The sequence below is a fragment of the Photobacterium sp. GB-36 genome (assembly GCF_003026135.1).
GTDB lineage: Bacteria > Pseudomonadota > Gammaproteobacteria > Enterobacterales > Vibrionaceae > Photobacterium.
Map to the genome: position 1 here is coordinate 15,075 of NZ_PYNY01000024.1, position 16,495 is coordinate 31,569.

General features: G+C 40.6%; 12 protein-coding genes. 6 read left to right on the forward strand and 6 right to left on the reverse strand.

Annotated features, from left to right (window positions below):
* Positions 1-93: 93 nt before the first annotated feature.
* A complete protein-coding gene (locus C9J46_RS17395) occupies positions 94-969 on the reverse strand; it encodes a WYL domain-containing protein (RefSeq protein WP_107261823.1) in 876 nt (291 codons plus the stop codon).
* Positions 970-1,253: 284 nt separating this feature from the next.
* On the opposite strand from C9J46_RS17395, the gene C9J46_RS17400 reads away from it, so the two are divergent.
* The 4 genes from C9J46_RS17400 to C9J46_RS17415 all read left to right on the forward strand — a co-directional run bounded on the left by C9J46_RS17400 (position 1,254) and on the right by C9J46_RS17415 (position 7,752).
* Positions 1,254-5,012 (forward strand): ATP-binding protein, encoded by a 3,759-nt coding sequence (locus tag C9J46_RS17400; protein WP_158259617.1) that lies wholly within the window; start codon positions 1,254-1,256, stop codon positions 5,010-5,012.
* Entirely contained in the window at positions 5,009-5,650 is a 642-nt protein-coding gene (locus tag C9J46_RS17405) for a hypothetical protein (protein ID WP_107261827.1), read from the forward strand. Before C9J46_RS17400 ends, C9J46_RS17405 begins: the two co-directional genes overlap by 4 nt.
* Positions 5,651-6,892 (forward strand): hypothetical protein, encoded by a 1,242-nt coding sequence (locus C9J46_RS17410; RefSeq protein ID WP_107291283.1) that lies wholly within the window; start codon positions 5,651-5,653, stop codon positions 6,890-6,892.
* Between the two features lie 227 nt (positions 6,893-7,119).
* The gene (locus C9J46_RS17415; protein WP_146144328.1) at positions 7,120-7,752 is read left to right on the forward strand and encodes a hypothetical protein; all 633 of its coding nucleotides are present in this window, start codon (positions 7,120-7,122) and stop codon (positions 7,750-7,752) included.
* A gap of 144 nt (positions 7,753-7,896) precedes the next feature.
* Here the strand turns inward: C9J46_RS17415 and gcvP are convergent, their stop codons facing one another.
* Positions 7,897-10,776, reverse strand: a complete 2,880-nt coding sequence (gene gcvP, locus C9J46_RS17420) for an aminomethyl-transferring glycine dehydrogenase (protein WP_107208409.1) — start codon at positions 10,774-10,776, stop codon at positions 7,897-7,899.
* 119 nt (positions 10,777-10,895) lie between these two features.
* Positions 10,896-11,276 (reverse strand): glycine cleavage system protein GcvH, encoded by a 381-nt coding sequence (gcvH, locus tag C9J46_RS17425; protein ID WP_107208410.1) that lies wholly within the window; start codon positions 11,274-11,276, stop codon positions 10,896-10,898.
* A gap of 350 nt (positions 11,277-11,626) precedes the next feature.
* Here gcvH and C9J46_RS17430 point away from each other — a divergent pair, with 350 nt between their 5' ends.
* Complete coding sequence (locus C9J46_RS17430; protein WP_005365619.1) at positions 11,627-12,253, forward strand: helix-turn-helix domain-containing protein; 627 nt, start codon at positions 11,627-11,629, stop codon at positions 12,251-12,253.
* 85 nt (positions 12,254-12,338) lie between these two features.
* Positions 12,339-13,457, forward strand: coding sequence for a glycine cleavage system aminomethyltransferase GcvT (gene gcvT, locus C9J46_RS17435; RefSeq protein WP_107291284.1), 1,119 nt, complete (start codon positions 12,339-12,341; stop codon positions 13,455-13,457).
* A 63-nt stretch (positions 13,458-13,520) separates the two neighbouring features.
* Here the strand turns inward: gcvT and C9J46_RS21685 are convergent, their stop codons facing one another.
* The 3 genes from C9J46_RS21685 to tyrS form a co-directional block, all read right to left on the reverse strand.
* A complete protein-coding gene (locus C9J46_RS21685; RefSeq protein ID WP_199187161.1) occupies positions 13,521-13,685 on the reverse strand; it encodes a hypothetical protein in 165 nt (54 codons plus the stop codon).
* Between the two features lie 147 nt (positions 13,686-13,832).
* A complete protein-coding gene (locus C9J46_RS17440; RefSeq protein WP_107291285.1) occupies positions 13,833-14,942 on the reverse strand; it encodes a M20/M25/M40 family metallo-hydrolase in 1,110 nt (369 codons plus the stop codon).
* Positions 14,943-15,209: 267 nt separating this feature from the next.
* A complete protein-coding gene (tyrS, locus tag C9J46_RS17445) occupies positions 15,210-16,484 on the reverse strand; it encodes a tyrosine--tRNA ligase (protein ID WP_107208413.1) in 1,275 nt (424 codons plus the stop codon).
* Between the last annotated feature and the right edge of the window lie 11 nt (positions 16,485-16,495).

A 16,495-nucleotide genomic window follows, 5' to 3' on the forward strand; every position in this document is an offset into this window, starting at 1 on the left:
TAAAAACCGAACCGTACTTTGCGAACCGCGAATTTGTAATAAACCAGCTGTTGGTTTACGTAAACAACTCAATATGTTTAGAGTTTATTTAATTTAAGCCTTTTCATCTTTGTTCTGTATAAAGCCAGGCACTAGAGCTTGTATAGAGTTAATATGCTCTAACTCGTGCCTATTCATCAACTGCAAGTTGAAGGCGTGCGGCGGCAAAGAAGCATCAGGTGTACAGTCAACATTAAGATCATTTAATACGAATCCTGCTAGTGCTTCGTTAGTGGTAATGTTTCGCACGTATTGACCTTCCATACCAAGATCAATAGCTAAGTCATTTCTATTTTCATGCTTAGAGTGCGGTGCAACACTTAGAACGACATCTCGGTTCCAAAGAGCATCGTCCTCTATAGTCTTGTCGTATAAGCTGTCGGTTTGCTCAGCCTTAAGAATTCGACTGATTCTAAAACACAGGAATTTACGTCTTTTACTGTCCCATGCTCGGATGTGCCAAGCTCCAAGTCCTTTAAATAAAGAATGAGGAGTCAGGGTTCTAGTCTCGGTGCTAGTTGAGGAACTGTACAGGACAGAGATACTTTGTTTGTTCAGGATCGACCTTGTGACTTGAGAGACGATATCAATTGATAGTGAATCCAAAACTGTTGCGAAGCTGCTTACACCATAAGTTGTTACGGGAATAGAGTTCAACTCTTGGCCCCATGCGATTAACCTCAGAGCAGCTTCTGGGTCATGCTCAAAGGCTGGGCTAAACGATGCTGACCTCATATATGCTCGCAGGCTTTCGTTGAAAACCGTATTTTCAGAAAAACGTTCTTTGTATGCGTTAAAAGAACGGCTTGCTGTTGCAACGGCAATATCACCGTGCTGAATAAGGTCGGAGCGATTCACTTTCCCAAAGAAGCAGAGATAGAAATCAATCAGCCTTAGTCGTTTGGTTTGCGGAGATTCGACACAACGCACAATGATTACCCTTATCAAAATGAACTGTACTAATTTACTCTAACGAATCATTTGATTCCAATGTAATATGATACTAGTTGATTCTTTGACCGCTAGTAGACAAGACACACTTGGCTCTTTTGGGTGTTGAGGCATTTCTATCTTAAACGCAGCCTGTTAACTCTGGTGGTAGTTGGAAGCACTAATAATGGACTTACTTAGTGGCAGCCGAGTCAGTAAGTTTGTTGTAGATCATTCACTAACCGAGGGGTTGAGAATATCTCTACCGCACTGTGATGAAAGAAATGAATAAATCTGAAACAAAAAGCTCAAAACTGCTAGAGATCGTACTTTTTCACTCATTTATCCCTGGGAAACTATTCAAGGTCAAGGCTATCGGGCATAGCAACAATACGGGTGATAATGGAGCTGGTAAATCCACTTTGTTAAGTTTACTTCCAGCGTTTTATGGAGCCGATCCGAGTAAGCTGGTGGATAGACAAGCGGATAAAGTTTCCTTTGTTGATTACTATTTGCCTACTCCAAAATCTGTCATCGTGTTTGAATATGAAAAACTTGGTGAGAAAAAGTGTTCTGTAATGTATCGAAATGGCTCTAGTGTCGCTTATCGATTTTTGACCGGAAGTGCTGAACAGTTGTTTTCTCAACATTTGTACGACGAGCTAATTAAGCAGGGAAGTGAAACTCGTACATGGCTTAAAAACCTTGTGTCTCAGTCAATGTTAGTAAGTTCGCAAATTGAAACTAGTGTCGATTACCGCGCAGTTATTTTAAATAATAAAAACCGTTTAGCTCAAAGAAGTCGTGCGGGTAAAAACTTAGTTGCAATCGCTCATGAGTATTCGTTGTGTTCTGCGAGCCATAATATGAATCATATCGACATTTTGACGGCGACAATGATGCGCCATAAGAAAATGTTGAGTCGTTTCAAGACGATGATTGTGGATTGTTTTTTGAACAATACATCGATGGACGATGTTCCATATAAGAAAGAGTATATTAACCTAGCAAATAGCCTAGATGTATTTGTTCAACTAGATACTAAAAAGAGCAAGTTCGATGAAGCAGTTGCAAGTAAAGACAGCCTTGATGAGTACATTAAGCAATTAAACTCTTATCGAGCTCAAATCGCTTCTCATCTGCGTCAATTGGCATTAAATGACATTCAGTTGTCAGACACGATTCGTTCACAGAAGGATCTGTGCGGCTCGTTGGTCAATGAGAGGAAAGATAGACTTCAAAAGCTCGATACTGAGTTAAGCATCCATCGGACTGAGTTTGAAAGGAAATCCAAAATAGTTGATGCTATTTACAATAAGCGTGACAAGTACGAGAACGAGGATGATATTTTAGGGAAAATCACGCTTTACAATAGTTTGAGTGACTTGCTGAAGGAAGCGGAATCCGCAAAGAAACATTACGAAAACTTACTGGAAAATGTAGAAACAGAAGAAAGTGCGTTTAACAGTCAAGTACAAAAACTGGAACTCGAATGTGCTGAATTCCGCTCCCGTAAGCAACAAGAAATCAATAGAATACTTAAAACTAAGGAAGAGATACTCGAGCAAAAGAGCGACCGTTTAGAGGCGATGCAGAGTGACTTTAACCTTCAAAAGAAAAAGTTCCAAGATGAGTTTGATGAGCAATCTGAAAAGATAAGACAAAAACTAATCCGACTCGCCATTCTAGAAGGGCAATCTTTAGAGTTCACACCAGAACAAAAAGGCGAATTACGTAGGCTGGAAAGTGATCTTGAGAGTAAGCGTGAAAAACTTAATGCTTCTCACAATGCAGTAATTCATTTGAATGAGCAGCTACGTCAGGCAGAAAAAAATCACGAGAGCAGTCTTTCTACTTATCACACTTGTACTAGTGAATTAAAAGAAATTTCAGATGAAATAGCTTCTGTGAGTCGTGCATTATTGCCAGCAAAAGGATCGCTCAACGAGTACTTAGATCAAAAAGTGCCTGATTGGCATGGTAATATAGGCAAAGTAATCACTCCTAGTTTATTAAATACGAAGAACTTGAAACCATTTTTTAATCCAGAAGCTACTGAGTCGATTTTTGGTCTCCATTTAGAGCTGGATTCAATCGCACTTCCTGATTTTTGTCTCAGTAAAGAGAAGCTTTCAGAGCGACTAGAGACTTTAAAAATCAAGGAGCAAGAAGTAGAAGTTCGGCAAGGCAAAGCGAAGAGTAGAGCTAAAAGTGATGAGCAAGAAGCAGATAAGCTTCACAAAGAAATGAAAATTCAAAGTACAAGAACAAAAGTCTTTGTGGAAGAACTGAGCAAACTCAACCTCCTTAAAGAGCAAAAAACAGTCCTGTTTGAAAATGATGCTGAAAGTCGTGCATCTGAAGTTAAGAAACAGAAAAGTGTACTAGAGTCTGAACTTTTTTTAATCAAGTCTGAGCTGAAAGAAAGATTTGAAAATGAAGAGAAGCGCCATCAACATGATCGTGTTCAGGTGAAAGCTAACTTCGATTATCACTTGTCAGAAGAGGACGCGAAAAAAAGTGCTATTGATGAGCTCATTAAAAATAAAGAAACGATAACTTCAGACAGAGTTAGTGACTACAAGTTAGCGTTCAACCAAGCTTTGATCAGTAAAGGGGTTGATCCAGTCAGTATCGAAAGAGCCAAATCGAAGTGGGAATCTCTCGAGCGCAAATGTGAGGAAATAAAAACATTTCAAGCTTTAATTCACGATTATGGCACTTGGCTAGAATCAGAATGGAAATACATTGATAGCTATAATTCTGAAATTTTGGTTTTAGAGCGAAAGATTATGGAAGATGAAGCGAAGAGAATCGATTATGACAAGTCGATAAATAGAAGAATTGACGAAATATCGTTTTCAATTAAGTTGGATGAAGAAGAGCTCAGTAAAGTCAAGGTGGCTATAGGGCAACTTACAACTTGTACCAATAATCTGGAAAAAGCGGTCGATGAATCAGATTTAGCTAGCTTAGAAGATGCCTCTGTAGATTTGGAGTTTCATTCTGTTGAGCATGCAGTGAGCCTAGTGACAGATAAAATCACTGCGATTAACACGTTGAAGAAAGAAATAGTTAATAAAGTAAAAGATGTAAGTAACACAATCCTAGCGTTGGATAACAACAATGAAATAAAGATGATGTGGGAACAGATGCGCTCTGCAACCATGACGAAGCTTTCAGAAAATTATGACTATGCTATCAACTACGATAGTCCTCAATTTTCCCTTGCTTGTTTGGGAGACCTTGAAGAGCTTGTTCTTAATGTGATTCCTGATGTTAGGGACGTTAAAATTGAGACACTTCGTTCTATATCGACTCAAATATCTAACTATCACCAAACTCTTAAACAGGTGAATAGTAAGGTTGATTCAGTTTCAACCACTCTGGATAAGTCGATTGAAACGGGCAATCCTTTCCCTGCTATCGACAGTATACATATCAAACTATCAAGCAAGATCCATACTTTTGATCTTTGGAAAGACCTCAACCTCTTTAGTGTCGAATTGGATAGATGGTCAGGCGAAACATCAAGAGGTCTACCTTCCAAAGCGTTTCTTGTCTCTTTCAAGCAATTGTTGGCTTCGTTTAAAGAGGCTCAGATATCTAAAAACCTAGAGTCTTTGGTCGAGATGGAGATCACGATTGTTGAGAATGGACGCCCAGCAGTGGTTCGAAATGATGAAGATTTAGAAAAGGTCGGCTCTGAAGGGATTTCCAAACTGGCTATTATCGTTGTTTTCTGTGGGATGACTCGATTCTTGTGTCAGGATGAAGACGTTGCCATTCACTGGCCGTTAGACGAATTAGGGAAAATCTCCATCTCTAATTTGGCTATTTTATTCGACATGATGGCTCAAAAAGGTATTTGCTTGTTCACTGCTCAGCCAGATCTGCATCCAGCCACTTACAAGTACTTCGCGACTAAAAATCACATAGTGAAGAATGTTGGGGTTAAATCATTTATTGGTGGACGTAGAAGTAGAGTCAATCCATTGCTTTCTGAGTCGAAACAAAATCAGTCTACGGAGGTGGTTGAATGAATAAGTTTGAATCGGCTTTTCGATTACTCATGAGTAAAAAAGTGATCTGTGAATATGCATCTCCTATTGAATACACATATTTATCCGATACGAGAAATCGAAGTGACATGAACCAATACCTGTCTCGAATAAGCATGACAACAGTCGAAACACAAGACGGGCTAGGTTTTTACTGTGGATATGAGAGCATCGATAACACTCGAAAGAAAAACGAAGTTCTCAAAGACTTTGAAGTTTTTTCGCAGACGATGGAAGGGATAATCGCTTGGCTCAAACTAGCCCGAAATATTGACTCAGACTCCAGACCCATAATGGCTGGTGGCAAGCTTTCGGAGTCAGAGTTGCTCGCAGCAATAGAGGAAAGTAACTCACTTCAAAATCAGCTTGATCATATTGCACACAAGCTTAAAAGAGCCCATAAAAGCAAAGAGAGTAAAACGAAGCTGAGGTCGATCTTAGATTATCTTGTCCAAGAAGGATACTTTGTATCTCCATCATCAACTGGTTCTCTCTTTATCGCCACAGCGAAATGGTCATTGCTTTATGAGACTTTGGAGTTTATCGCTATTAATGAAGGGATGTTGGAAAGTGAAGCTGATGGTGAAAATGAATTAGATACTCAAATGGGGTTAATTTAGATGTCTCGACAAGTGGAGTCAAAAGAAGCTGTGCGAGCGCTAAGTACTCATACTGAGGTAGTAGATGAGGCTTGCTATGAGCAAGCTGGAGTACTTCATCATAGTGAAAGCAATAAAGCTGTAATTGCAGCGCTTACAAAACATCAATTGGCCTATCACTTAGATGATGAGCATGGAGTCCAAATTCATTCGTCTGTTAAACGTTTACTGGATAGGGTAACGAGTCGTTATAGATTCAGAGAACGTCATGGCGAGTTTTCTAATCAGATTGAAAACTTGGATTATGCCGTTGGCAGTTACCGACGAGTTAAGGACTTCAATGATGATAAAAAACAACACTATTTAGATGAAGTTCGAGAGATAACAGTCGAGATAAATGACGCCTTGGTTGAAACCGTGTCTACTTTTCATAGAATCGTTGCAGATGAATTTAGCATGGTTACTGATGTTGATGACAAAATTCGTCAAATCGGTCGATGTAAACGTGAGATCAGTAGAATCAATAGTATCTTTGAGCATTTAAGTGTGAAAAAGCTTAGAGAGTGGGTACAAACTGACACTCACCTTGAGCGAATTCTTTTGAAGTTACTTAAATCTAAAATAGATATCGCATTAAGGGACTTAAATGTATCAAATAAAAAAATGGTCGAAATGTTGGCAAAGCTTCAGCGAGATAAGAAATCTTCCAAGCTTAATCGCATTATTGATGTTTTTGCAGCTAAGTTCCAAGATGACAAAACCTTTTCGCCATCCATAGATTCCATTGAATGCTTGCCTGATTGTTTGTCTCAGGTGTCGGAAACAGAAGTACGAGCCTACGGAAATACTAACAGTGACATTCAAGCTGATGACTTAGTTGATTTGGCTGTAAGGGCTCTTGCTAGCGGTGAGCGGAAAAAAGTCAAAGCTTCAGATTTAGACAGTATCGAAGTTACGGATGTCCGTGAAGATGAGGAAGAGTTTGAACTAAACGAGGTAGATGAAGCGCTAGAGTTAATGTTTGAGGCAATAAAAACAAATCCTAACATTCTCCCTCTATCTGCTGCGCAAAGCTATACACTGTTTGATCTCGATATAGAACTAGAGGACTGGCTTTTACTGGTCGATGGATATATTAGTGCGCAAAAAGTCGGTTTGAAGAGTATCGTCCAAATTAAGGAAGAAAGAGAAGTCGTATTACCTTATGACGGTAATGTGATTATTAGTGATATTGTTTTCGAAACAATCGGAGGTGCTAAATGACGCTATCTCTATCGCTAATTAATGCTGCTAAGAGGATTGTTGTTAACTCAAGGGAGAGGATTCCAGCCAACAAGTCCAATACTGAAGTTTGCAGGCTCGTAGAAGTCGGGGCAGTTAGTGGCAATTCAATTCTTTTATCCCGTTCAGATTTAAGGGAAATAGAAAAGTATTTTTCTTCAACATTGGGACAAAACCTTCTGACCTTTCAACAGAGTAGCAACTCTCGGATGGATACTGCACGCCCTGGTATTAGCGAGAAGTCTGCAAAAGGTGGTGTGTTTCAGCAGCTCATTAGCTTAGCTGGTAATGTGAATATCCCTTTAAAGAACCAGCCAGATGTACCCAAAGAAGCTAGGTATGTAGCTTCTGTAGAGTTGGATGATCTAGATTTCCCGCGTTTTAGCCGAGTACTTATTATCGAAAATGGCGAGCTAATGGTTCGATGGAAAGACGTTGTACTCTCTTTGCCAGATGAATGGCAATCCGCTGTGCTCGTTTACCGTGGTCACGGAAAAAACCAAAAAGACCTACCTACTCTGATTGACTGCTTTGACAACAATGCCGTTGAAGTAGGCTTTTTCTATGATTACGATCCAGCAGGCTTGGATATGGTTGAGCAGCTAAGCAATGCTAAGCATTATTGGGTTGTCCCTGCTTTAAATCTGGAGTTATTTCGAAGTATCAATAAGCTCGATGAATTTTTGAAACAACTAGAGCAGCTTGACAGGCTCAAGAACAGAAATGTCAGCGTATCAATACGAGAGCATTTAACGATCATTGAGAAGAATACACTGGCTATAACGCAAGAACACTTGATCAAGAATCAGTGCCCTCTGGTTATTGAAAGGCTTATCGAATAACAAAAAAATTAATTGTAGAAATGGTTTAACATCATCTCAAAAAGTAGCTATTTCACTGCTCCAAAAAAACAAAAGGCGAACCAAATGGTTCACCTTTTGTTATTCAAGTTAGTTTCTAACTTGGCGAACAGTGATCAATAGGCTTTAGTCTTCAATATAGTTCTCAATACTCGGGCAAGAACACACAAGATTACGGTCGCCAAATACGTTATCAACACGGTTAACACTCGGCCAGTATTTCGCTGCTTTGGTGTGTGCTGATGGGAAGCAAGCGACTTCACGGCTATAAGCGTGGTTCCACTCTGATTCCATCATATCAACTTGGCTGTGTGGTGCGTTAACCAGTGGGTTATCGTCTAATGACCATTCGCCAGATTGAACAAGGTTGATTTCTTCTTTAATCGCAATCATCGCGTCACAGAAGCGATCCAGTTCTGCTATGTCTTCAGATTCAGTTGGCTCAATCATTAATGTGCCAGCGACAGGGAACGACATAGTTGGCGCATGGAAGCCATAATCCATTAATCGTTTCGCGATATCTTCTTCTGAAATACCAGAGGCATCTTTGATCGGGCGTAAATCAATAATACATTCGTGTGCAATACGACCTTCAGTACCACGGTATAAAACAGGGTAGTGTGGGCGAAGGCGTTCCATCACGTAGTTTGCATTTAAAATAGCAAGTTCAGTGGCTTGGGTTAAACCCTGTTCTCCCATCATCGCAATGTAAGCGTATGAGATAGGCAAAATAGACGCTGAACCTAATGCTGCCGCAGATACGGCATATTGCAGTTCATCGCTATTTGTATCTTCAACATGTCCCGGTAAGAACGGTGTAAGGTGCGATTTAACACCAATAGGTCCCATACCTGGGCCACCGCCACCGTGAGGAATACAGAAAGTTTTGTGTAGGTTTAAATGAGAAACATCTGAACCAATAAAGCCTGGGCTAGTTAAACCAACTTGCGCGTTCATGTTAGCACCATCAAGATAAACCTGACCGCCAGCTTCATGGACAAGATCACACACTTCTTGTACTGCTTCTTCATACACGCCATGGGTAGACGGGTAGGTGATCATGATGCATGACAGCGCATCACGGTGTTTTTCGATTTTGGCTTTTAGATCATCAATATCGATATTACCTAACTCATCACAGCCAACCACAACCACTTTCATTGAAACCATTGCCGCAGAAGCTGGGTTAGTACCGTGTGCTGAGCTTGGGATCAAACAAACATTACGGTGGTTATCGCCATTGGCTTCATGGTAACGCTGAATAGCGATTAGACCAGCATATTCACCCTGTGCGCCAGAATTTGGTTGCAGCGAGAATGCATCATAACCTGTGATGGAGCACAGCATTTCAGATAAGTTTTTAGCTAATTCTTGATAACCTAATGTTTGTGTTTGTGGTGCAAATGGGTGCAGTTGTCCAAACTCAGGCCAAGTGACTGGGATCATTTCTGCTACTGCATTTAGCTTCATGGTACAGCTACCCAATGGGATCATGCCGTGAGTTAATGAGTAGTCTTTGTTTTCTAGCTGCTTCATGTAACGCATCATTTGTGTTTCGCTATGGTAGCGGTTAAACACAGAGTGGGTTAGGTATGCACTGCTTCGGCGACATGCTGGTGGAATAGCTGCGAACTCATCTGCGGCAATGTCATCACTGAACATCGACACTTTAAGATCTTGATTGGTAAATAAGCCAAGTAGCTGCTCGATATCTTTTGCAAGGGTGGTTTCATCAATACTGATCCCCAACTTATCGCTGTATTTACGAAGGTTGATACCTGCATCAAGCGCTTTTTGATACAGAGCGTCAGTTTGAGATCCAGTTTTGATTGTTAGCGTATCGAAGAAGTGTTGGTTTTCTAGTTCAAAACCATTATTGCGTAAGCCTGCAGCTAAAACGGCAGTAAAGTGGTGAACACGACGGCCAATTTTCTTTAAGCCTTCAGGGCCATGGTACAGGGCATAAAACGCTGCCATGTTGGCAAGCAGTGCTTGCGCTGTACAAATGTTAGATGTCGCTTTTTCACGGCGGATATGTTGTTCACGGGTTTGCATTGCCATACGTAGGGCTTGATTGCCTTTGGCATCTTTAGATACACCGATTACACGACCCGGCATCGTACGCTTGTGTTTATCTTTGGTTGCCATAAAACCAGCATGTGGACCACCAAAGCCCATCGGCACACCAAAGCGTTGCGCACTACCAATAACCACATCTGCGCCCATTTCACCCGGTGCTTTTAATACCGTTAATGCCAGTAGATCAGATGCCACCGCGACTAATGTTTTCTTATCATGTGCCGCGTCAATAATGTCGGTTAGATCTTGTAATTCACCGTTGCTAGCAGGGTATTGCAGTAAAGCACCAAATACATCGTGTTTCGCGAGATCTTCTGCACTACCTGTAATGATTTCAAAGCCAACGTATTTTGCACGTGTAGTGACAACATCTATGGTTTGAGGGTGAAGATCGGTTGAAATGAAAAATGCATTGCTTTTGTTTTTACTCGCGCGCTTACATAGCGTCATGGCTTCTGCTGCGGCAGTGGCTTCATCAAGCAGTGATGCATTAGCCAGCTCCATGGCGGTTAGATCCATGATCATTTGCTGATAGTTAAGCAGAGACTCTAAACGGCCTTGAGAGATTTCTGGTTGGTAAGGGGTATAAGCGGTATACCAACCTGGATTTTCTAATACATTGCGAAGAATAACATTTGGGGTAAACGTGTTGTAATAACCCTGACCAATATAACTTTTATTGATGATATTTTTGCCAGCGATTTGCTTTAGCTCTGCCAGCATTGCCGCTTCACTTTGTGCCTGTGGTAATGTCATCGGCTCTGTTAAACGAATGGAAGCAGGAACAGTTTGCGCTATAAGCTGGTCAATACTACCGACACCTATAGTTTCTAACATTCGCTGTTGTTCGAGTGCATTAGGGCCATTATGGCGATGTGAAAAATCATTATCGTCACTGAGGGCTTGAAGAAAAGGAGTATTGGTCATGGTTCTTTCCTGAACGTTGTCCTAGTTACCAGTGTCTGGCTTTAGGGTATTCATCGGTAATGCTGTAAATGGCAAAGCAACAAAGATCGAGTGCTGTACCCGATCTTTGTTTTTATAATTTAGTCTTCTTCAATTGAAGCAAGATAGGTTTCAGCATCAATTAATGTTGCCAATTCATCAGAATCGCTAAGTTTGATGGTTGCAATCCAGCCGCCTTCATAAGGTTCTTCATTAACCAGTTCAGGGCTGTCTTCTAAATCTTCATTAATCGCAACAATTTCACCTGTGATAGGGGCGTAAATGTCGGAAGCGGCCTTTACTGATTCCACTAAAGAGAAGGCATCACCAGCATCTGTTGTATCACCAACTTCAGGTAAATCAACAAATACCACATCGCCTAATAAACCCTGCGCATGATCAGAAATACCAACTGTCACTGTTCCATCACCGTTATCACGGATCCATTCGTGGCTACTGGTAAACTTTAATGTTGATTCCATGTTTGTACTCCTTAACCCACCGGTTATATGGTTATTTGATAAAAGTTTCTTATAGTGGAACACGTTTTCAATATCTATTGTGCGATTCTACGCAAACGTTTGCTATTTGTCATGTTTATTTGTTTCTAACATGGTTATACTAAGTTTAAATTTAGTTAATAAACGCTGATTTTCATCACTAAATCCATAATATTACCTATTTATAAATGGATTTAACGATAATGTATGCCTCATAGGTAACATTTTTTTAAAAAGATCATGACTTTGTGATGTGAGTTTTATTAAGTTTCCTATAAGAAACTATGATGAAGGTCGAGAGTTGTGGCGGCTGAGCTGAAGAAGGAAGTGATATGACAGATGAATATATCCACGATGTTTATCCATCGATGCGGATCGAAAAAACTCAAGCCGCAGAGCATATTGCGCCTTTAAAGTTAGGTGAGAGGCTAAAAGAAATTCGTGTTTCTTTAGGTCTAACCCTTGAAGAAGCCAGTAAGCGTACAGGGCTTGCACGTTCAACCTTGTCAAAGATTGAAAATGAGCAAATATCTCCGACGTTTCAAGCGATGCAGAAACTCGCTACAGGCTTGGCTATCGACATCCCACAACTTTTTGAACCACCGAAAACCATCACAGCCTCGGGTAGACGTGATATTACGCGCTATGGTGAAGGTCGACCTCATCCCACTTCAACCTATGAACATGAACTGCTTGCTACGCAATTAACAAATAAAAAGATGATGCCGTTTAAATCACATGTGCGTGCACGATCGTTTGATGATTATAGCGAGTGGATCCGCCATGACGGCGAGGAGTTCTTACTGGTGTTAAAAGGTGAAATCACTTTTTTCTCTGAGTTTTATGAGCCGATTCATTTAGTCGAAGGGGATTCAGCCTATTACGACGCGACAATGGGCCACATGCTGACATCTGTTAGTGAAGAAGATGCGTTAATTCTTTGGGTGACGGCATCTTAGTGTCATCGAACGGTTTATAGCATCAACCAGTTTTATAATTACGTTACCATTTACATGGACACCAACTAGATAACGGAGTGCAACTATGTCTCAACAACTTAAGCAGACCCCATTACATGGCTTACACATTGAAATGGGTGCGAAAATGGTGCCATTTGCTGGCTATGATATGCCTGTGCAATATGGCTTAGGAGTAAAAAAAGAGCATATACATTGTCGTGATTCTGCTGGGTTGTTCGATGTATCACACATGGGGCAAGTACGCTTAAAAGGGCAACATGCCGCTGCATTATTAGAAACCTTAGTACCTGTTGATATTGTTGATTTACCTGAAGGTAAACAGCGTTATGCCGTATTTACCAATGAAAATGGCGGTATTGAAGATGATCTAATGGTGACAAATTTTGGTGATCATCTTTTTCTTGTCGTGAATGCTGCCTGTAAAGAACAAGATATTGCCCATTTAAAAGCCCATTTAACAGATGGTGTTGAATTAGAAGTGATTGAAGATCGCGCACTACTTGCCTTACAAGGCCCTAAAGCTGCGATGGTACTCGCTGAATTAAACCCTGTGGTTAGCGATATGGTGTTTATGGATGCGGCTAAAGTGACGTTATTAGATGTTGAATGTTACGTTAGCCGTTCAGGTTATACGGGTGAAGATGGCTATGAAATCTCTGTGCCGAATGATAAAGCCGAAGAGTTAGCTCGCGCGTTACTGGCATTTAATGAGGTGGAATGGATTGGTCTTGGTGCGAGAGATTCACTACGATTAGAGTGCGGATTATGTTTATACGGGCATGATCTTGACCCTACAACAACGCCATTTGAAGCCAGCTTAATGTGGGCAATTACGCCAAGTCGTCGCGCTGGTGGTGAACGTGAAGGTGGTTTCCCCGGCGCTGATATTATTTTAGAGCAACTACAAACTAAACAGGCTGCAAGAAAGCGTGTTGGGTTAGTGGGGCAATCAAAAGCGCCTGTACGAGAAGGGACTAAGTTGTTTGATGCTGAAGATAATGAAATTGGCATTGTAACGAGTGGAACATTTGGCCCAACAAAAGGTATTCCTGTCGCAATGGGGTATATTCAACCTGAATCAAATCAGCTTGGTGAAACAATTTACGCTGAAGTACGCGGTAAAAAATTACCGATGACAATCGAGAAAATGCCGTTTGTACCTCAACGTTACTATCGCGGCTAATTGCTTCAAAATATTACTCATTAATAGCAGGCAAAAGTGCTTTTTTACGAAGTTAAGCCTGCTTTATTTGGTAGTGACTGCTTTGTATGCAGATTTAAAGAGTAAGGTGAAGCCTTCTTTCGATAGATCTTTAACGGTTAGATTTGCATCATTCAGTCGACGGTAACATTCATTTAGTGCGGTAATAAAAATGTCTTTGTCGATGGCATTATTCATTGTCTGTTTCATGGTTTATTCCTCATCACACTATAATTATTACAACATCATACAGAGGGAGCATTAATAAACACTGAATAAAAGCTGAATGAGGGAAGGGTATTTCTTTAGGGATTAAATAGCCTCTATCTAAAATGATAGAAGCTATTAATAGAAATATTATTTTTGTGTCAAGTAAGTAAATAAAAACTCAGTTATATTGGTCATATCTTCGACGGTAATAAATTCTTCCGTAGTGTGTACTTTGCTCATACCGGTTGATAAATTAACGGTTTTTAATCCTTTCTCATTAAAGATATTTGCATCACTACCGCCACCGGTAGACTTGGTAAATGGTGCTATTCCCATTTCTTTAAAGCTAGCCATGATATCAATAACATGTGGGTCATTATCAGCAATAGAGTAGGCGTTATAAGAGCGTGTAGATTGAATATCTATTTGCGAGTTATGCTTATTTGCTGTTGTGTTGAATACATCAACCATATGCTGAACTTGTGTAGCAAGCTTATCATCGTTAAGTGAACGCGCTTCAGCGGCAAGATACAATTCAGGCATCACGATATTCGTTGCTTGACCACCAGAGACAATGCCAATGTTAGCGGTTGTTTCATGATCTATACGCGCTAATTTCATATTCATCACAGCATCAGACGCTACTGTTAGTGCATTAATACCTTCTTCAGGTGCAAGTCCTGCGTGAGCGGGTTTACCTTTAATAGTCACTTTTAAGCTTTGCTGTCCGGGAGCACTCGTTACAATCGCACCAATAGCACCGCCTGAATCAAGCACAATAGCTTTATCTGCAGTGATATATGACATATCAAAATGCTTCGAGCCTTGTAATCCACCTTCTTCATGGACAGTAAAAGCCAGCTCTATTGTTTTATGGGCTTTGTTGTTTTCTTTGATGGTACGTACCGCTTCGATGATGGCAGCAATTCCCGATTTATCATCACCACCAAGAATGGTGTCGCCTTTTGAACGAATAACCCCATCTTCAATAATCGGTTCAATACTATTGCCTGGCGTTACGGTGTCCATGTGGCAGCTTAAAACAATACTATCTTCAAGTTCACCCTCAAGCTTGGCATAAAGGTTAAAACCATTAGAAATGCTTTCAGGCACAGGTAATTTAGCAACGCTGAAACCTAACTCTTCGAGTTGTTCTGCTAAGGCTTCTGAAATCGCTTTTTCGTTTTTTGATTCGCTATCGATTTTGATGAGATCAATAAAATGAGAAATAAGGCGTTCTTGATTAATTGTTGTCATATTGCTTCTAACCACTAAATAGGAGGAATACACAGTACTCTAATAGGAATAATGGCGAGATGATGGGGGGCTAAATCAATAAAAGTAGAGATAAAAAAGAGGAAAGTAAGTGAAATGAGAGAAGTTTAAACAGGATTACGGCAATGAAAATGCCAAATAAGACATAGCTTCACATGAATGCGGGAGCGAACCGATTGTGAATCTACATAACGCTTATTTGGCATAAATCGATAAGTTAGCTGATGCTATCAGCTAACTTAATACTCATTAGCCCCAAACGATCAGGCTGTAGTTCTTTTTACCACGGCGGATCAGAGTGTAGCGACCAAAGAGTTTGTCAGCGTCTGTAAACTCATAGAATGGTTCGCTTACTTTCTCGCCATTAACCATGATTGCATTTGAGCTGATGTGTGTTTTTGCTTGACCACGAGAACTTGCAAGACCAGATTTAACTAGCACTTGTTGTAAATCATCGCCATTTTCAGCTTCAGCACTTGGCATACCATCTTGCGCTAGTTGAGCAAAATCAGATTCAGATAAGTGTACTAAATCGTTTTCAAATAGGCAGCGAGTAATGTTCTGTGCCGCTTCCAATTGCTCTTGACCGTGAACTAAACGCGTTGCTTGCTCAGCAAGAATACGTTGTGCTTCAGGTGCTTTGCCACTGTTACGATCGGCTTCTTCAATCTGTTGAATTTCTTCTTCAGAAAGGAAAGTGAAAAAGCGTAGGAAACGATATACGTCAGCATCTGCAGTGTTCATCCAGAATTGGTAGAACTTATATGGGCTTGTTTTTGTTGGATCTAACCAAACCGCACCACCTTCAGTTTTACCAAATTTAGTACCATCAGATTTTGTGATTAGCGGTACTGTCATACCGAACACTTGCTGCTGGTTCATACGACGAGTAAGGTCGATACCTGCCGTGATGTTACCCCATTGATCAGAACCACCGATTTGTAGTTCCATCCCCATTTCTTTGTTCATACTTGCGAAGTCGTAAGATTGCAGCAAGCTGTATGCGAACTCAGTAAAAGAGATACCTACTTCATCACGGTTAATTCGTTGCTTAACAGATTCTTTGCTGATCATTTGGTTTACAGAGAAGTGTTTACCAATATCACGTAAGAATGTTAGAACATCCATATTACCGAACCAGTCATGGTTATTTACCATACGGGCAGGGTTTGTTGCATTGTCAAAATCCAAGAAAGGAGAAACTTGGCGTTGGATTTTTGTCACCCAACCTGCAACTGTATCTAAAGTGTTAAGTGAACGCTCAGTCGCTTTGAAGCTTGGATCTCCAATCATACCAGTAGCGCCGCCAACCAAAGCTACTGGATTATGACCCGCTTCTTGGAAGCGCTTAAGGCAAAGTAGAGGAACCAGATGACCTAGGTGTAAACTATCAGCCGTTGGATCAAAGCCGCAATATAATGTAATCGGACCTTTTGCTAAACGTTCGCTTAAAGCTTCTTCATCCGTAATTTGAGCGATCAGACCGCGATCTTTAAGCTCTTGAATTAAATTCAAATGATTCATGTGTTCTCCAA

Bases quoted from the DNA above. Each gene is read 5' to 3' on its own strand.
- C9J46_RS17430 (WP_005365619.1), top strand. From the start codon at position 11,627: ATGACAGATGAATATATCCACGATGTTTATCCATCGATGCGGATCGAA.
- C9J46_RS17415 (WP_146144328.1), top strand. From the start codon at position 7,120: ATGGATACTGCACGCCCTGGTATTAGCGAGAAGTCTGCAAAAGGTGGT.
- gcvP (WP_107208409.1), bottom strand. From the start codon at position 10,776: ATGACCAATACTCCTTTTCTTCAAGCCCTCAGTGACGATAATGATTTT.
- gcvT (WP_107291284.1), top strand. From the start codon at position 12,339: ATGTCTCAACAACTTAAGCAGACCCCATTACATGGCTTACACATTGAA.
- gcvH (WP_107208410.1), bottom strand. From the start codon at position 11,276: ATGGAATCAACATTAAAGTTTACCAGTAGCCACGAATGGATCCGTGAT.
- C9J46_RS21685 (WP_199187161.1), bottom strand. From the start codon at position 13,685: ATGAAACAGACAATGAATAATGCCATCGACAAAGACATTTTTATTACC.
- C9J46_RS17440 (WP_107291285.1), bottom strand. From the start codon at position 14,942: ATGACAACAATTAATCAAGAACGCCTTATTTCTCATTTTATTGATCTC.
- C9J46_RS17400 (WP_158259617.1), top strand. From the start codon at position 1,254: ATGAATAAATCTGAAACAAAAAGCTCAAAACTGCTAGAGATCGTACTT.
- C9J46_RS17410 (WP_107291283.1), top strand. From the start codon at position 5,651: ATGTCTCGACAAGTGGAGTCAAAAGAAGCTGTGCGAGCGCTAAGTACT.
- C9J46_RS17405 (WP_107261827.1), top strand. From the start codon at position 5,009: ATGAATAAGTTTGAATCGGCTTTTCGATTACTCATGAGTAAAAAAGTG.
- tyrS (WP_107208413.1), bottom strand. From the start codon at position 16,484: ATGAATCATTTGAATTTAATTCAAGAGCTTAAAGATCGCGGTCTGATC.